Raw genomic sequence first — 15,711 nt, 5'->3', positions numbered from 1 at the left:
CGCTATTTTTTCAATAGCGTTTCCTCAGATGAGTTACGTTTTTTCTTTTTCTTTTCTGATGCTCAAACCTAGTTCCTGACCTCTATATTTAGCGTAATAACTCCCACCAATAAACATAGTCGTTGCAAATATCAGCTCTAATGACGCCCATACTACGTCTTCTGGAGACACCCATAACGTTGTCAAGCTGTGTAAAAAATAAATCATAACAACAAAACTTGACCAAGCATAAGTATATGGGTTGCCAGCAAGTAGCCCCTTTAATGGAAATAAAAGTGGCACGGTAAATAGGCATAAACTTAATATGGGTGACAAGCCTTGTGAAGGGTTTAAATAAAGCAGCCAAAGCGGCATAAAAAATAATAAAGAAAAATATCCACTTAAGGTGATTTTTTTTAGGGTTGGTGTTGAGAATCGCTGTGTTTTATTCATGAAAGTTATCCTATTGACGAGACATTTATCGCCAAAATATTAAAGAGAGTAAAATTAAAAGAGTGTGATTACGTTTTCAGGAGGACGACCAATGATTGCTTTCGTCTGCGTAGTCACAATTGGACGTTCAATAAGTTTAGGCGAATTCATCATTGCTGTTATTAGCTGTTCATCCGAAGCACCCGCTAGGTTCTGTTCTTTAAACGCATTATCTTTAGTGCGCATCATCTCGATAGGTGAAACATTTAAACGTGATAAAAGTAATCTGATGGTAGATTCATCTAGGGGGTTTTTTAAATATTCTACAATACAAACTTCTTGATTATTTTCTTCAATCAACGTCAATGTTTGACGGCTTTTTGAACAACGAGGGTTGTGATAAATCGTTAACATGTTTTAATCTCAATAGCGTGTAAAAGTAAATAATTATATTTGCTTTATCTTTTGAATGAGAGGTTCTTCATCCTATTCGGATAATGCAAGTAATGCCGGATTATAGCCTTTTTAGTTTTTGTTCTTGATCTTGAAGTTGTAAAATTCGTGCTTTAATACGTTTTTCGACAATGGGTTGATTTTCTGTAAAATTATAGCCAGTCTGTAATTCATCAACAGCGCGCGAATATGCGCCTAAAAGAGCGAAAACTTCTCCTTTGGTGGCATGCATCAGCGCTTTTTTATCCTGTTTCTGATAGACAGTCGTCAAAATGTCATAAGCGATAAAGTTACCGGGCTTAACTAATAGGAAGTCTTGTAAAAGAACCTCCGCAGCTGAAAATTTTTCATTTTCAAGCAAAGCGTTGGCATAGTTTAAAGTAACAACTTGGTTGTTAGGCATCAGTAAGTTTAGCTCATTGAGCATAACTAGCGCTTTATCTATTTCTTTTGTCTTAATGTAAACATCGGTTAGCGCGTCAGCATAAAATAGGTTGTTCTTATCATCACTTATTAATTTTTCAAGGATTTTTTTAGCGTCTTGATAATCTTTATTTTCAAAAAGTGAAAGGGCTAAACCATAATTAACAGCTACTTTATAAGTATAGCTTTGTTTTTTTATATCATCTTCAAAAGTCGCAATATTTTCTTGGGGTGTTGACTCGTATCGAGCTTGAATACGTGCTTTTGCTAGTGCGAAGTCTAAGCTAGGCGCCGAAGGACGTGATTCTAAACCATGAGCACGGATACGTGCGTCTGCTATACGAGACTCAGGCACTGGATGCGTTAAAAGCATGGCAGGTGGCTTTGATGTATAGCGATACTTGGTGGCCATTTTACCAAAAAAATCTGGCGCACCTTGGGGGTCGAATCCACTTTGTGCTAAGAGCGTTATGCCTACGCGGTCTGCTTCTTGTTCGTTGCCACGAGTAAAGTTAATGCTTGATTGTTGTGATGCAGCCATTGTCGTTGTTAATGCGGCCATGCCCACAGAAGGATTGACGAGTGCAAGTAACACACCTGAAATCATTGCGGCGGTTGTTAGGGGTTGATTTCTCCTTTGAGCCTCAAGTCTTCGGGCTAAGTGCCGTTGGGTAACGTGAGATATCTCATGGCCAATAACTGAAGCTAATTCGCTTTCAGTATCGGCGAGCGTCATTAAACCACTATGAATACCGACATGCCCACCAAAAAAAGCAAAGGCATTAATTTCTTTATTTCTAATAATAAAAAATTCAAAGCTGTAATTTACATCTTGAGCATTTTTGACTAAACGGTTACCTAAATCGTTAATATATTCATTTAAAACGGGGTCATTAATTAGCGGTTGTGAAGCACGAATATGACGCATCATAGCACCGCCAATTTGGCGCTCTTTATCTATTGATAAAACACTAAAGCCAGACGTGCCAATTTCGGGCAGTTTGTTTTTATTATTATCTTGAGAAAAACTGTAAGGGCTCGCCAGTAATGTGGTTAATGCGCAAGCAAATAATAATGACTTTAATTTAAATATAGGTTGATAAGGCAAATTAACTATTCCGTATTTGGGTCAAGGTTATCAAGTAAATCAGCTATGGTGAAGTTAGGTCTTCTTCGATAGAGCTCTTTACAAAAATCTGCAATGGAATATCCGATTACATCGACTATTTCAAATGATTTACTGAGTTCATGTATTAATTCTTGAACACGTTTATGTGAGTACTTTATTAATGCTAAATCTGCTAGGTCTCCGTTTTTAAAAGTAAAAACTATAAAGGAAATTAAGCTACTAATCCTAAACAGCATTTGCATTTTTTCAGGTGACCATTGTGTAAAGGGACATAATGGATGTTGTGATAATGTTCCATAGACCCGTTCACCTTCGACTATCGGAAAACAGTGAAGTTCATAATTTTGCTCATCATAATAATGTTGTAAGGTTATTTGTGGTTTTTTTGTGACCGTAACGTTGCCATTTCCATCACTCGTACTTTCCAAAAGTGTATAGTTCCAATTGTTTTTGTTAAATAGTTCTTTGTATGCACTATCAAAACCATGAGTCAAAATGCCGTCCATATCACTAATCGAAGATGCCGCCATATGATAAATAGCTGGAACATCACCCCAATTAAGTTTCTTTTTATAAGCGGTAATCTCTTTCAAATTAGATGTTATCGGTAATTCTTTCATTTTACCTCTGCATTTATTTTCATCAAATTAAAATAAATAATATAATAAGATTGTAATCAATTGTCGCAAATTAGATAATCAAACAAAAGGTTTGTTTATCGTTATTTAGTGGCAATGTTGTTAACTGATGACTTTTTAAGTAATAGGTACTTATGATCTATGAATATGATGCCAGATCTGAAAAATGTCCGGTGCCTTTAGTACAATTAAGATTACTGTTAAAAAAAATGTCGAATGATGACTTTTGTTTATTAAAAATATCTGATCAAGGTTCGATTAAAGATATTCCAAAATTATTAACTAAACAAGGCTTTACCTATGATGAGTCTTGGCTTGAAAAAAACACACTTGAGCTTTTTATTCGAAAAGCGAATGACACTTCCTTTAACCGCACGTAAATCAAATAGGTAAGTAATATAAATGGTTTCATTATTTTCTCAATGGTATAAACGTAAATTTTCTGACCCTAATGCTGTAACTTTACTGGTTATACTGTTATGTGCATTTTTATTTGTTTTTTTCTTTAATAATTTACTTATGCCAGTATTTGTTGCGATTGCCATTGCATTTTTATTAGACCTACCTGTACATCGCTTAATGTATATAGGCTTATCAAGAACATTTGCTGTGAGTTTAGTTGTTGTAGTATTTATTGGTATTTCTTTAGTGGGAATTTTAGGATTAATGCCCGTTATATGGCAGCAAAGTAGTAACTTGTTAAAAGAAGTGCCTTATATGGTGTCGCAAGGCCAAATTTATTTACTGACTCTTCCTGAACAATATCCAGATTTAATCAATGCAGGGCAAATTGAAACCTTAATATCAGCGGTGAATGATAAATTAATTGAATGGGGACAAGTTGCCTTAAGAGCTTCACTTAATTCTATTTCTGATATTGTCGCGTTAATGATTTATTTAATCTTAGTACCGTTAATGGTGTTCTTCTTTTTAAAAGATAAGAAAGAATTAATCTCGAGTTTTACCTCGTTCTTACCTAAAGAGCGCTTAATGGCTACGCAAGTTGGCGATGAAATGTATCGACAAATCATGAATTATATTCGTGGTAAGATTATTGAAATCATCATTGTGGGTGCTGCTTCTACTATTGCTTTTGTTGCTTTGGGCTTGAATTATGGTGTTTTACTGGGCGTCTTAGTGGGCTTGTCTGTTCTTGTCCCCTATGTTGGAGCAACTATTGTTACTTTTCCTGTCTTATTAGTTGCGCTATTTCAATTTGGTACGGGCAGTGAGTTTGGTTATGTCATGATCGCTTATGGTATTATTCAAGCCATTGACGGTAATATTATTGTCCCTTTATTGTTTTCAGAAGCCGTAAATTTACATCCTGTCACTATTATTGTGGCCGTTATTCTCTTTGGTGGTATGTGGGGTTTTTGGGGGATTTTTTTCGCGATTCCACTGGCAACACTCGTCAAGGCTGTTTTAAATGCTTGGCCTTCAAATAATGACTTTCCCGAGCAGGATAAGTGCTAAACACGATAAGGTTTTTGATACTGTTCGATGATTTTCTCAATGGTCGTTATACCAAACATAACTTTATTAATAAATGATTCGTCACTGTTAATTAAGTTAAAGTTGGGATGCTGCGACCAAATTGCTTGCAGTTTATCATCAAGAATAATCGCTGCATTTTCTGATTCATTGCGAATAGGGTTGTTACTTTTTATACTTTCACCAGATTTTGCAGCACTTTCAAAGAATATAACCGCATCGTAACGGGCGAGTTCATCTTCAAGGTTGGTATTCATAGCCTTAAAAAATTCATCAGGACCATCTGGCCAATAAGCGAGGCCGTCTAATGAACCTCGGTCACATAATATGATACTGTGCTCGAATGTCGCTCGCTGAATATTTTCTAAATGTTTTTGTAAATAAAAAATTGCGGTTTGCTGGGCTTTTAATACCTGATTATTGTTTGAACGCTCAATACCACCACTAAAAATCATGGTTGCTGCCTCAGGTACTGTTGCAATTTTTCCTGAAAATTCGCGACGAATAAGATCAAGCGCAGTGGTTTTTCCGCCTCCGGGTCCACCAGTAAGAACGATACGTTTTTTTATATTGGTTATTTTCATCAGTTTTCTCTTACGGTAGTTGGCATAAAAAAGGCTTAAAGGTTATTGGTAAATATCGCCAAATAAGTCTATTTGAGTTAAATAAATACGCAAATCAAGCTCTACTTGATGGTAATCGCTTTGCATATGCTCGCATAGCTTGTAAAAGTTTTTATTGTGATCTTTCTCTTTTAAATGGGCAAGTTCGTGTACAACGATCATGTTTAAAAATGTTTCAGGACTTTTTTTAAATAAAGCGCCAATACGAATTTCATTTTTACTTTTCAGTTTACTGCCCTGAACTCTCGATATATAAGTGTGTAAACCAAGCGCATTATTAATGACATGAATTTTATCGTCATATTTTATTTGGCTCAAAGGTTCTGATTTTTTTAGATACTGATTTTTAATCTCAAGTACGTAACTACGAAGAGCTTTATCATTGTATATTTGGTGAGCCGTTGGGTATTTTGCTAACAAATACACTGATAACGTTTTACCGTATATCATTTCTTGCACTTTGGTTTGAATATCTAAGGAGTAGGCGGAAAGGTATTTTAAAGGTACGGTCATTATTTCATTCTAGTTAAATGGCTAGTTTATATCAATGGTTATTACATTGAATAAACTAGCCGTTTTATTAATTTTCAGTCTTTAAAAAGTCTAAAACTACTTGATGATGATCTTTGGTTTTAAATTTATTAAACACATGACTAATTTTACCATCAAGACCAATGAGGAATGTCAAACGATGTATTCCGTCATATTCTTTACCCATAAACTTCTTTAAACCCCATACACCAAAAGCATCAGCAACACTGTGATCAACGTCAGAGAGTAAGGTAAAGTTTATTTCATCGCGCTGACAAAATTTAATTAAGCGTTTAGGCTCGTCAGGGCTAATACCAAATACAACCGTATTTAATTGCTCAAGTTTGGCTTTATTGTCTCTTAGCCCTTGCGCTTGAACAGTACAGCCGGGTGTCATTGCTTTAGGGTAAAAATACACTAACACTTGCTTTTTACCTATATAATCAGCTAAAGCAACTTCATTGCTATTTTCATCAAGTAAAGTAAATAGTGGGGCGGTTTCGCCAACAGTTATTGTTTTCATGGTTATCCTACTAAGTATTATGTTTATATAAGGTTTGAATTCACTTTTTTAATGCAGCCTTGTACCCCAACTTGTTCACAGAGTTCAAAATAGTCGCTTTCAAGCTGTTCTATACTCGTTTCTTCCGTTAAGGCAATCAGTATTGTGGCGCTCATTTGATTATTTACTGGGTCAATTTCTGATTTCAAAGAAGATAAGTCAATATTGCGGGTAGCAAAGAATGCAGTCATTGCTTTTAATACGCCAGGTTGATCAATGCCAGCATAATCAACCTGATAATGATGGGTGAAATCTCTCTTTTTATATCCAGAGGTTCTTTTCATCATCGTGATTAATTCAAGTTTAACTGCCATAGCGGGTAATTTGTTTTCAATTTGATTAATCGCTTTTGCACTGCCATTTAAAAGCATAATCAAAGAAAACTCTAGACCAAAAATTGCCATTCTACTGTCTATAATATTACAGCCACATTTACTGGCGAGCTTAGTGAGTTCGCTCACACTTCCTGTTCTGTCGGCGCCCATCGCTGTGAGCACTAAATATTGAGACATAGTTAACCTCAGTGTTTTAAAAAGTCGCTATTGTAACGTATTTAAACTAGATAAAAACCCGTATTAAAGAGAGATAATATTTATTTATGATTTTTCGAGTTGAATTCTTGTGTTTGTAAAAACAGCCAAGTACCATGTAGCCCATTAATTTGTTTGATAACTCGCTCGTAAATACTGAACAATAAAATCTAAAGATAATATTGGAACTTAATACAGATAATTTACTCAAAGAGCAGGTTAAAGTTTTCGTTGTGTTAATTTAATGACGTAAGGTTAACTTTTATTATCAACTTTATATAAGAACAAACTTTAAAAGATTCAGATTGTATCCTCAGGAGTGTTAATGAATCGTCGTATATTTTATTTTTCCTTGTTAAGTCTTGCAGTAACAGGTTGTGGCAGTATTAATAACAAAAGCGCTATGGGCGATTTTGAATACGCCAAAGAGAAAGAAGCTCAAGAATTAAGTATTCCAACAGGTTTAAACAAACCTAAAAAAAATACAAAGTTTTTTATCTCTGATGATATTAATCACAAAGGGCCAGTGGGTCAAAGTGTTGATGTGAGAGCACCTTCACTTGTACTACCAGTGGCGTCATCTTCACGTGTTGTTCCTGGCACAACAGACTCTAAAATTTGGTTTGACCAAGTATTAGAAGACACTGATTTAAAAACATTTTTAACGGATGCATTGCGAGAGCAACTCGTTAATGATGGTGTTGAGTTAACGGCCATCAACACAGAAGATACAGTGTTTGAATCAGACTGGCACCATAACGAAGAAACTTCTGGGTATTGGTTATTTAAAACGGTAGATAGCAGTGAAAGTGTTCGTTATAGTTATTCGTTTGAAAGCAAACCTCATGGTCGTAGTGTCGCCTTAACGGTGAAATTGATTGATTACATGCGTACAGATATAAATGGTGCGAGTAAAACGATGGATTTAATTGACAAGCAACGTTCTGAAATGGCGATGCTCAATCAAATTATTGCCCAAGTTGACTTTAAATATCGGTTAAAACAACGTGAAAACCGATTAATGCGAGCGAATCAAAAGTTTGTCACTATTGGTGAAAATGCTCAAGCAGAACCTGCTTATATTGCAGAAATTGATATTGAAATGCTATGGTCTAACATGCCATTGTTTTTTGCAGATTATGGCTTTGAAATAACAGATTTAAATGAAAGTAAGAAAATTTACTTTGTAGATTTTGTTAAACCCGAAAATAGCTTATGGTCAGTTATTTGGGGAGATGATGTACCTGTCATTGATGTTGATGAAGCCAAATATCAATTTGTGCTTAGCGACGAAAAAGGTAAAACATCAGTAACTATTTACGATGTTGACGGTAATGTATTACCGATAGAAACATTAGAGCGTATTTTCCCAGTAATGGAGGCAGGTTTATCTTTTAGAGATGCTTTGTAATATTCTTTAAACGTAACTAATAAAAACGCCGCTAAATTGATTTAGCGGCGTTTTTGTTTGTAATCGATAATTTAAAATAACTAACAACATTATTGTTAGTGAAGTGAGTTAATATAAAAGGTTCTAAAGTAACGAAAGCGATAACTTTAAGACTCTTTTTTTAAAGTAGACTGCTCTGATATTTCATTGACTTGTGTTGCTAAACCACTTTTTTCTTTTAGTTCAATAGGATCTTTTGCAGTAATTGTTGGCATTTTATGTGTCTGCTTATGTGAACGCGGCAGGGTTTCTTGTAAATCATTTAAACCCTGCTTTCGCAAGGGGGTTTGCGCATTTTTTTGAACTACACTAAAGTTGCCGAGAACTAGAGCGAAAGCAGCAATAATAATGACGATGACTAGCCAGTTATCCATAGTTGATACTCCCAATATTTTGTATATAGTTTTGATAAATTTCTGACAATTGCCGCATTATTTCATTTTTACCTGATATTTGTGCGTTTAAAATAACGGCTTCAATACAATTAAGGGTTAATCGCTTTTCTCCATATTGTGCTATCGGCCAATATGATAAATGCCAAGGCTCTATAGCAACACCACCGCGAAACTTGTCGTATGGAAGGTAGAAATCAAAGCGACAGGAATTTTTAGCTAACCACTGGCTCAGTAAGTAAAAAGGCCCGTTTTCGGCAAACTCCCAAGGCTCTAACTGTAACTTCTGGTTTTCAGGCAATAAATTGGCTGCATAGATATCAATATCGCATCCCCAATGATGGCGACTTGCTCCAGGTAATGCTGAAAAATATAAAATAGCATGAATAATTTCTTGCTCAGTCATTACTTCAATATTGAGGATTTCATTTTGTTGATTTTTAATCGGCAATTTCCCTGAAAACTTTCTATTCCAAATGGTTAATTGACGGTTGAAGCCTCTATATCCACTGGCTATTTTTAGTTCAAAGCCCGCTGACTTTGCTTCTTTAGACATTGCTATCCATGCAGACAATGCTTGTTGATGAATTCCTGTCCTCTCATCTAACCAAGTAATATGGCTATCGTCATGCCCTGTTAGTTGCTTTTCAGTTAAGATTCTTGTCATTACGATTATGCTACTGGTGTTTGATCAGTTAAGGCATTAACGAGCGTATGATAATAAATATCACTGAGAGTGATTAAGTCATTGCAGCTAACACTTTCATTCACTTGGTGAATAGTCGCATTACAAGGACCCAGTTCAATCACTTGGGCCCCCGTCGGTGCGATAAATCGACCGTCTGATGTACCGCCAGATGTTGATAGCTCGGCATCAATATTGGTTACTTTTTTTATTGCCTTCACTGTTGAATCAAGCAAAGTTCCAGGTTCTGTAATGAAGGGTTTACCGTTAAATGTCCATTTTATTTCGTAAGTTAATTGATGCTCTGTAAGTACCGCATCAATCTTATCCATAATATTCTGAAAGTTTAACTCTGTACTAAAGCGTAAATTAAACCAAGCAGTTAAATGGCCAGGCACAACATTAGTTGCGCCAGTGCCTGATTCTATATTTGATAATTGAAAACTCGTCATAGGAAAATAGGCATTACCGTTGTCCCAATGCATTGTACTTAATTCAGCTAATGCAGGCATTGCTAGGTGAATGGGGTTTTTGACATGTTCAGGGTAAGCCACATGGCCTTGTTTACCCTGTATGATTAACTCTCCGGAGATAGAGCCCCGACGACCATTTTTAACAATATCCCCAACCTGATGAGAACTTGTTGGCTCACCAACAATACAATAATCTATTTTTTCGTTACGGGCTTCGAGTGTATCTATAACACGTGTAGTACCATTGATAAAAGGGCCTTCTTCATCACTGGTGACTAAATAAGCGATTGAACCATTATGGTCAGGGTGATCTTTGACAAAACGTTCCGTAGCGATGATCATAGCCGCCAAACTGCCTTTCATATCGGCTGCGCCACGACCATATAACATGCCATCTATAATGGTGGGTTCAAAGGGGGGGGTATGCCAACGTTCTAAATTCCCTGCAGGAACAACATCAGTATGACCGGCAAAACAAAATACTGGCGCGGTTGTTCCACGTCTAGACCAAAGGTTGGTGGTATCTTCAAAGATCAGTGTTTCATTATTAAAACCGAAATTCTCTAGACGTTCAGCCATCATTTTTTGACAACCAAAATCTTCAGGCGTTACCGAAGGGCGCGCGATTAAATCAATGGCGAGTGAAATCACTTTATGGGTAAGGTTAATATCACTCATGATAAAAATAGCGCTTGATATAATGGTTCTTTAAAGCCCACTTCAAAGCAGGTATTGTGATCAACTAAAGGCCTTTTCAGTAATGTGGGTTGAGCTAACACCGCTTGAAAAATAACCTCATCGGTTAAGTTGTTTTTAATTTCATCAGGCAGAGTTCTAAAGGTAGTACTGCGTTTATTAAGTAAAACATCCCATGAGCTTTTACTTACGAATTCATTGAGTAAATCGGGCGTTAGCGGTTGTTTTTTAAAGTCGAAAAATTTGTACTCAATCGCTTGATTATCAAGCCATTTAGTTGCTTTTTTAACAGTGTCGCAATTTTTTATGCCGTAAATAGTCGTCATGAAAGTTCCTAAAACTAAATTATTTGATAATCATTGGCTAGTAAGGCGGTTGTTGCCAATGATACATTTTGTGATTTTACTAAAATATAATCAGTATCAAAAGTTGATATTGCAAAAATACTAATTTTTTCATTCGCTAATATTGTTGATATTTTAGAGAGAATACCGGTCAGCGTAAAATCGAGTGGACCGACGACTTCAAGCGCTTGCCAATCTCTTTCGACTTCATCACTAATAATAGTGACGTTTTGAGGGAGGACAATGGACGTTTCCTCATTGGTTTTGGCAATAAAAAATATTGGCGCGTCAAACACCGCTTTGGGTATGTCGACATCGCGCGCTAGGCTATGAATAGCAAAAGTTTCTTCGAGTAATTTGAGGGTAAACGTACTCATGGCAAGCCACCTTTAGATAAAAAGTTACTATAGCGTTTACTGGCTAATGTTTAAAGTAGTGATAACCGGGGTAAAGCGATTAATATGATGTATTCCTAATTACTGTAGTCACGGCGCTATAGAATAAAATGAGGAAAAATAAATATTATTGTTTCGTCATGGACCTAATATAGCTTATGCAGAGATGGGCGTTTATTATGTTTGTTTTGCATGGTAAATTGTGCTAAAGATGGTTTGTTTATAAAAATCGCATCAAACATTAAAAAGTTATTGAATTCTCAGTGGTTAACCTCTTAAATCACTCCTAAAAGTTATTAATGATATCCACAAAAGCTGTGGGCATTGTTGTGGATAACTATTGCTTTATCGCTTATCCTTATGTTTTAAAAGGTAAATTTTTACTGGTTACTTTTTGTCTAGTCGCTAATAAGTGATATAGTTATCAAAATAGTCAACTTTATATTAAATCAGTCTCAACTCAATGAAAATAGAAGCTAAAAGGTTAATAGGGTGACCTTTTAGCTTAGTAAATTATGTTTTTACTTGGATAGCTGTTAATGCAATTGTATAAACTATGTCATCGACTAAGGCGCCACGGGAAAGATCATTTACTGGTTTTCTCATTCCTTGTAACATTGGACCGATACTGACTAAGTTAGCTGAACGTTGTACCGCTTTGTAGGTGGTATTACCGGTATTTAAATCAGGAAAAATAAAGACATTAGCCTTACCTGCAACAGGGCTGTTAGGGGCTTTTTTCTTTGCTACATTTTCCATAATTGCGGCATCATACTGTAGAGGGCCATCAATAATTAAATCGGGTCGTTTGGCTTGTGCAAGTTTAGTTGCTTTTGCGACTTTTTCTACGTCTGCTCCATAACCAGAGCTACCTGTACTGTAACTTATCATGGCGACTTTAGGCTCTATACCAAATTTTATTGCTGAATCTGCTGACTGTATCGCTATTTCAGATAACTGCTCTGCATTAGGTTCGGGATTAATAGCGCAGTCGCCATAAACAAGGACTTGTTCTGGTAACAACATAAAGAAAATAGATGATACGAGTGAACTTTCTTCATCAGTTTTAATTAGCTGTAGGGCAGGTCTAATGGTATTCGCTGTTGTATTTACCGCGCCAGAAACTAGGCCGTCTACTTCACCTAATTGCAACATCATTGTCGCTAATACAACGTTATCTTTTAATTCTTGTTGAGCAACAACGTCCGTTAATCCTTTATGTTTTCTTAATGCAACTAAGGGAACTATGTAATTGTCACGAATCAAGGAAGGATCGGTGATTAGTAGTCCATCAGGTAAATGAATGCCTTGTTGTTCTGCAATCAGTAAAATATTTTCTTTATCGCCCAGCAACTGACAACGAGCAATACCACGCTCAACACATATTGCCGCTGCTTTTATTGTTCTGATATCGCTACCTTCAGGTAAAACAATTAGTTTATTGGCATTACGGGCAAGTTCAGTCAACTTATGTCTAAATGCAGGTGGAGACATTTGGCTACTTTGTGCCACATTCTCTGACAATTGTTGTAACCAGGCCGAAGACAAATTATCAGCAATATATTCTTTTATTTTTTCATGCCGTTGAATATCATCTATTGGTGTTTCTGGATTGAAGTTCATTAAATGACGAGACGTTTGCCAAGTATCCCAAGGCACTGAAAGTACAGGAAGTCCAGCATCTAAAGCTTGTTGGCATAAGGTCATTACTTGTTCATTTGGCTTATAGCCATTGGTTAATAATAACGCACCAACCTTGGTACCATTTAATGTAGATAAACAGGTAGCGATAATAATATCTGTTCTGTCGCCGGGGGTGACAATTAATCGGCTAGGTTGTAAATGGCTCATTAAGTTGCCAACGCTACGTGCGCAAAAACTAATACTGCGAATGCGGCGATGAGACATATCGCCAGCATTTAACACTTCTGCGTTAAGATAATGGCAAATATCAATGACGCGGGGGGCAATTAAGTCCATTTCCCACGTGATAGTACCTAATAAGTCAAAATGACGGTTATTAAAAATAGATAAATTAATCAGAGGTGTAATATCAAGTTCACTGTTAAATTCATTTTCTCGGGGCAGTAGTCCATATTCGTCTTTGTCAGGGCTATTAATTTTGTTGATGATACAACCAATTACGCGTTTGTTTTTTATGCCACCAAAGGTTTCTGCACTAACTTCTATACGGTCTTCAAACTCTTCTGGGCTATCGTTGTCTGGAGCTGCTACGAGAACGATATCTGCGGAAAGCGCTTGTGCAACATCGCGGTTAATTCTACCTGCGTAAGGTTGACGAGTCGTTGGAATAAGGCCTTCAATAATAACAACATCATATTCTTTTTCAAAATCAATAAAATCACCGACAATTTTTTCTAAAACAATATTATGCTTACCGTCACCCATTTGCTGTTCAACATACGCTAATGATATTGAGGTACCCACATTAGTCATACTTTCAATAGGTTTATTTTTTTGGGTTAATAAATTTCGCGAGGGCTGGCTTATAGGTTTAAAATGCCCGACCTTAATGCCTTTTTGTTGGCAAGCATGAAGTAAACCTTGCGCAACACTGGTCAGCCCGACGCCAAAACCAACAGGAATCAACATTATTCTATGGGACATCGTTTTATTCCTTATCGGGTAATTTATTTAATAAAAGTTGTGAGGTTTGCTCGGCAATAACCCATTCTTCATTGGTTGGGATAACTAAGATTTGACGAGAATTTTCAGTATTTATATGACCTGCTTGACCAAAGCGGCATGTTATATTTTTTTCATTCGAGACAAAAAAATTAAGTAAGCTAAGTTGATCAATAATATTTTCACGAATAAGCGCTGAATTTTCCCCTATGCCACCAGTGAAAATTAAGGCATCGAGTGAGGTCAAGCTGGCGGTAAATGAAGCAATTGATTTTGCGATTCTGTAGCAAAATATGTCTAATGCTAACTTTGCTCGTGGATTTTTTTCTTTCAACCACGCATCTTCAATTTCACGGCAATCGTTGCTTAAACCTGAAACCCCTAGTAGACCACTTTCTTTATGCAGTAAATGACTCACTTGCTCTGTGGTATAACCTAATTGATTGATGAGGTAAAAAATAATACCAGGGTCAACATCGCCACTGCGTGTTCCCATCATAACGCCTTCGAGGGGTGTAAAGCCTAAACTTGTATCGACACTTTGCCCATTCTTAATCGCTGAAATACTGCAACCATTACCTAAATGAGCACTAATGAAATTACCTTTACTGAGCGGTTTATTCAGTCTTTTTGCCGCTTCTTGTGCAACAAAATAATGGCTAGTACCATGAAAACCATACCGACGAATGCCATTTTCTTGGTAAAGGGCGTAGGGAATACCATAAATATAAGCTTTTTCTGGCATAGTTTGATGAAATGCGGTGTCAAAAACAACTACTTGAGGTAAATTTGAAAAAACAGCTTCTGCCGCGTTAATACCGATTAAGTTTGCAAAGTTGTGTAAGGGTGCAAGTCGAGATAAATTGTCGATTAATGTTTTTACCTCATTGGTAACTAATGTAGGCGTACAATAGCTTTCCCCGCCATGAACAACTCGGTGGCCTATCGCAAAAATTTGCAAATTCAGTTTATACAAGGCTAACGCTTCAACTAAAGTGAGTATCGCTGTTTGATGATCAAATGGGCTAGGTAATGTACTTTTTGTTGTTTGCCCCTGATATTTGATTTTTATACTTGCTTGGTCAGATAATAAGCGTTCGGCTAGCCCTAAAAGCACTGTTTCACCGTTTTCAGGCTCTATTAAAGAAAACTTTAAGGAAGAGCTCCCGCAATTTAACACTAAAATTAGATTTTTTTTCATAGTTTTATTTAATGCTCATTTAAAAAGAGGTTAAGTGTTTTATTACAATACGTTAATGGAAATGATTATAGACCATTTATACCGACGAAATATTGATATAAACGAAGGAAAGTCACTTTACGGTTATTTCATTAAAACTAGTTACAACTTTGTGCTATCTTTTAAATAACAGTTGTTATAATGTGTCGCCTATGAATATGAGTGTAGTCGAACTGATCAAGCTAGGTCGAAAGTATATGCAACTTTGGCCTCAGCGAGCTGAATTAGGTAATTATTTTGCCGAATATCAAGCCGTACAAATTAGCCGTTTGGTTTTCCGTTATTTACCGGGAATTGCGCTATTTTCTTTTATTATGCAACTTTATCTTGGTTCAGTAACTTTATTGCCACAAGCTTTAGTTTATAGCTTATTTATTTTAAGTATTCCGGTACAGGCATTATTGATGCTAGGACTTAAAGCTGATAAGTTTTTACCCGTAGCTCTGGCTTCTTGGTATAAAGAAAGTGTTGCTAAAGTCAATGAAGCGGGTGGTTCAATAAAGTTATCAGTGCATAAACCACGTTTTATTGATTTAGCAAAGCTACTTAATATTAGCCACCAATCTCAAAACTCTACATTTTGATTACTTCATTAC

19 protein-coding genes are annotated in these 15,711 nt (G+C 36.2%); 4 read left to right on the top strand and 15 right to left on the bottom strand.

Annotation, left to right across the window (positions count from 1 at the left end; translation table 11 throughout):
- Nucleotides 1–33: 33 nt before the first annotated feature.
- From H4J73_RS06615 to H4J73_RS06600, 4 genes are all read right to left on the bottom strand, one after another.
- Nucleotides 34–432 (bottom strand): DUF2069 domain-containing protein, encoded by a 399-nt coding sequence (locus H4J73_RS06615; protein WP_182181414.1) that lies wholly within the window; start codon nucleotides 430–432, stop codon nucleotides 34–36.
- 54 nt (nucleotides 433–486) lie between these two features.
- Complete coding sequence (arsC, locus tag H4J73_RS06610; RefSeq protein ID WP_182181413.1) at nucleotides 487–825, bottom strand: arsenate reductase (glutaredoxin); 339 nt, start codon at nucleotides 823–825, stop codon at nucleotides 487–489.
- Between the two features lie 100 nt (nucleotides 826–925).
- Nucleotides 926–2,395, bottom strand: a complete 1,470-nt coding sequence (locus tag H4J73_RS06605) for a M48 family metalloprotease (protein ID WP_259366727.1) — start codon at nucleotides 2,393–2,395, stop codon at nucleotides 926–928.
- A gap of 5 nt (nucleotides 2,396–2,400) precedes the next feature.
- Nucleotides 2,401–3,036, bottom strand: a complete 636-nt coding sequence (locus H4J73_RS06600; protein WP_182181412.1) for a hypothetical protein — start codon at nucleotides 3,034–3,036, stop codon at nucleotides 2,401–2,403.
- A gap of 152 nt (nucleotides 3,037–3,188) precedes the next feature.
- Here H4J73_RS06600 and H4J73_RS06595 point away from each other — a divergent pair, with 152 nt between their 5' ends.
- Together H4J73_RS06595 and H4J73_RS06590 are read left to right on the top strand one after the other, a co-directional pair.
- Nucleotides 3,189–3,434 carry a sulfurtransferase TusA family protein gene (locus H4J73_RS06595; protein ID WP_182181411.1) on the top strand — a complete coding sequence of 82 codons (246 nt, stop codon included), beginning with the start codon at nucleotides 3,189–3,191 and terminating at the stop codon, nucleotides 3,432–3,434.
- A gap of 22 nt (nucleotides 3,435–3,456) precedes the next feature.
- Nucleotides 3,457–4,530 (top strand): AI-2E family transporter, encoded by a 1,074-nt coding sequence (locus H4J73_RS06590; RefSeq protein ID WP_182181410.1) that lies wholly within the window; start codon nucleotides 3,457–3,459, stop codon nucleotides 4,528–4,530.
- Here H4J73_RS06590 and H4J73_RS06585 read toward each other — a convergent pair.
- The 4 genes from H4J73_RS06585 to H4J73_RS06570 form a co-directional block, all read right to left on the bottom strand.
- Entirely contained in the window at nucleotides 4,527–5,132 is a 606-nt protein-coding gene (locus H4J73_RS06585; protein ID WP_182181409.1) for an AAA family ATPase, read from the bottom strand. The two genes, H4J73_RS06590 and H4J73_RS06585, sit on opposite strands and share 4 nt — an antisense overlap.
- A 42-nt stretch (nucleotides 5,133–5,174) precedes the next feature.
- Complete coding sequence (locus H4J73_RS06580) at nucleotides 5,175–5,684, bottom strand: M48 family metallopeptidase (protein WP_182181408.1); 510 nt, start codon at nucleotides 5,682–5,684, stop codon at nucleotides 5,175–5,177.
- A gap of 67 nt (nucleotides 5,685–5,751) precedes the next feature.
- A complete protein-coding gene (gene bcp / locus H4J73_RS06575; protein WP_182223810.1) occupies nucleotides 5,752–6,225 on the bottom strand; it encodes a thioredoxin-dependent thiol peroxidase in 474 nt (157 codons plus the stop codon).
- Nucleotides 6,226–6,248: 23 nt separating this feature from the next.
- Nucleotides 6,249–6,776, bottom strand: coding sequence for a glycine cleavage system protein R (locus H4J73_RS06570; RefSeq protein WP_182181406.1), 528 nt, complete (start codon nucleotides 6,774–6,776; stop codon nucleotides 6,249–6,251).
- A gap of 343 nt (nucleotides 6,777–7,119) precedes the next feature.
- On the opposite strand from H4J73_RS06570, the gene bamC reads away from it, so the two are divergent.
- Entirely contained in the window at nucleotides 7,120–8,205 is a 1,086-nt protein-coding gene (gene bamC / locus H4J73_RS06565) for an outer membrane protein assembly factor BamC (protein ID WP_182181405.1), read from the top strand.
- Nucleotides 8,206–8,351: 146 nt separating this feature from the next.
- Here the strand turns inward: bamC and H4J73_RS06560 are convergent, their stop codons facing one another.
- The 7 genes from H4J73_RS06560 to H4J73_RS06530 form a co-directional block, all read right to left on the bottom strand.
- Nucleotides 8,352–8,618 carry a hypothetical protein gene (locus tag H4J73_RS06560; protein ID WP_182181404.1) on the bottom strand — a complete coding sequence of 89 codons (267 nt, stop codon included), beginning with the start codon at nucleotides 8,616–8,618 and terminating at the stop codon, nucleotides 8,352–8,354.
- On the bottom strand, nucleotides 8,611–9,303 hold the full coding sequence (locus tag H4J73_RS06555; RefSeq protein ID WP_182181403.1) for a M15 family metallopeptidase: 693 nt from the start codon (nucleotides 9,301–9,303) through the stop codon (nucleotides 8,611–8,613). Before H4J73_RS06555 ends, H4J73_RS06560 begins: the two co-directional genes overlap by 8 nt.
- Nucleotides 9,304–9,308: 5 nt before the next feature.
- Complete coding sequence (dapE, locus tag H4J73_RS06550; RefSeq protein WP_182181402.1) at nucleotides 9,309–10,472, bottom strand: succinyl-diaminopimelate desuccinylase; 1,164 nt, start codon at nucleotides 10,470–10,472, stop codon at nucleotides 9,309–9,311.
- Nucleotides 10,469–10,816, bottom strand: coding sequence for a Spx/MgsR family RNA polymerase-binding regulatory protein (locus H4J73_RS06545; protein ID WP_182181401.1), 348 nt, complete (start codon nucleotides 10,814–10,816; stop codon nucleotides 10,469–10,471). Before H4J73_RS06545 ends, dapE begins: the two co-directional genes overlap by 4 nt.
- Nucleotides 10,817–10,830: 14 nt before the next feature.
- Complete coding sequence (locus H4J73_RS06540; RefSeq protein ID WP_182181400.1) at nucleotides 10,831–11,211, bottom strand: ACT domain-containing protein; 381 nt, start codon at nucleotides 11,209–11,211, stop codon at nucleotides 10,831–10,833.
- A gap of 531 nt (nucleotides 11,212–11,742) precedes the next feature.
- Complete coding sequence (gene pta, locus H4J73_RS06535; protein WP_182181399.1) at nucleotides 11,743–13,857, bottom strand: phosphate acetyltransferase; 2,115 nt, start codon at nucleotides 13,855–13,857, stop codon at nucleotides 11,743–11,745.
- Between the two features lie 4 nt (nucleotides 13,858–13,861).
- On the bottom strand, nucleotides 13,862–15,076 hold the full coding sequence (locus H4J73_RS06530; RefSeq protein WP_182181398.1) for an acetate kinase: 1,215 nt from the start codon (nucleotides 15,074–15,076) through the stop codon (nucleotides 13,862–13,864).
- A gap of 191 nt (nucleotides 15,077–15,267) precedes the next feature.
- Here H4J73_RS06530 and yfbV point away from each other — a divergent pair, with 191 nt between their 5' ends.
- Nucleotides 15,268–15,699 (top strand): terminus macrodomain insulation protein YfbV, encoded by a 432-nt coding sequence (gene yfbV / locus H4J73_RS06525; RefSeq protein ID WP_182181397.1) that lies wholly within the window; start codon nucleotides 15,268–15,270, stop codon nucleotides 15,697–15,699.
- Nucleotides 15,700–15,711: the final 12 nt, after the last annotated feature.

The organism is Colwellia sp. MB3u-41 (assembly GCF_014076845.1).
GTDB lineage: Bacteria > Pseudomonadota > Gammaproteobacteria > Enterobacterales > Alteromonadaceae > Colwellia_A.
Note: the sequence above shows the minus strand (reverse complement) of the source record. Positions and strands in the feature narration are given on the sequence as shown.

What these genes read in the sequence shown, in the direction of transcription:
- H4J73_RS06615 (WP_182181414.1), bottom strand. Translation starts at nt 432, where the DNA reads ATGAATAAAACACAGCGATTCTCAACACCAACCCTAAAAAAAATCACC.
- arsC (WP_182181413.1), bottom strand. Translation starts at nt 825, where the DNA reads ATGTTAACGATTTATCACAACCCTCGTTGTTCAAAAAGCCGTCAAACA.
- H4J73_RS06600 (WP_182181412.1), bottom strand. Translation starts at nt 3,036, where the DNA reads ATGAAAGAATTACCGATAACATCTAATTTGAAAGAGATTACCGCTTAT.
- H4J73_RS06595 (WP_182181411.1), top strand. Translation starts at nt 3,189, where the DNA reads ATGATCTATGAATATGATGCCAGATCTGAAAAATGTCCGGTGCCTTTA.
- H4J73_RS06590 (WP_182181410.1), top strand. Translation starts at nt 3,457, where the DNA reads ATGGTTTCATTATTTTCTCAATGGTATAAACGTAAATTTTCTGACCCT.
- H4J73_RS06585 (WP_182181409.1), bottom strand. Translation starts at nt 5,132, where the DNA reads ATGAAAATAACCAATATAAAAAAACGTATCGTTCTTACTGGTGGACCC.
- H4J73_RS06580 (WP_182181408.1), bottom strand. Translation starts at nt 5,684, where the DNA reads ATGACCGTACCTTTAAAATACCTTTCCGCCTACTCCTTAGATATTCAA.
- bcp (WP_182223810.1), bottom strand. Translation starts at nt 6,225, where the DNA reads ATGAAAACAATAACTGTTGGCGAAACCGCCCCACTATTTACTTTACTT.
- H4J73_RS06570 (WP_182181406.1), bottom strand. Translation starts at nt 6,776, where the DNA reads ATGTCTCAATATTTAGTGCTCACAGCGATGGGCGCCGACAGAACAGGA.
- bamC (WP_182181405.1), top strand. Translation starts at nt 7,120, where the DNA reads ATGAATCGTCGTATATTTTATTTTTCCTTGTTAAGTCTTGCAGTAACA.
- H4J73_RS06560 (WP_182181404.1), bottom strand. Translation starts at nt 8,618, where the DNA reads ATGGATAACTGGCTAGTCATCGTCATTATTATTGCTGCTTTCGCTCTA.
- H4J73_RS06555 (WP_182181403.1), bottom strand. Translation starts at nt 9,303, where the DNA reads ATGACAAGAATCTTAACTGAAAAGCAACTAACAGGGCATGACGATAGC.
- dapE (WP_182181402.1), bottom strand. Translation starts at nt 10,472, where the DNA reads ATGAGTGATATTAACCTTACCCATAAAGTGATTTCACTCGCCATTGAT.
- H4J73_RS06545 (WP_182181401.1), bottom strand. Translation starts at nt 10,816, where the DNA reads ATGACGACTATTTACGGCATAAAAAATTGCGACACTGTTAAAAAAGCA.
- H4J73_RS06540 (WP_182181400.1), bottom strand. Translation starts at nt 11,211, where the DNA reads ATGAGTACGTTTACCCTCAAATTACTCGAAGAAACTTTTGCTATTCAT.
- pta (WP_182181399.1), bottom strand. Translation starts at nt 13,857, where the DNA reads ATGTCCCATAGAATAATGTTGATTCCTGTTGGTTTTGGCGTCGGGCTG.
- H4J73_RS06530 (WP_182181398.1), bottom strand. Translation starts at nt 15,076, where the DNA reads ATGAAAAAAAATCTAATTTTAGTGTTAAATTGCGGGAGCTCTTCCTTA.
- yfbV (WP_182181397.1), top strand. Translation starts at nt 15,268, where the DNA reads ATGAATATGAGTGTAGTCGAACTGATCAAGCTAGGTCGAAAGTATATG.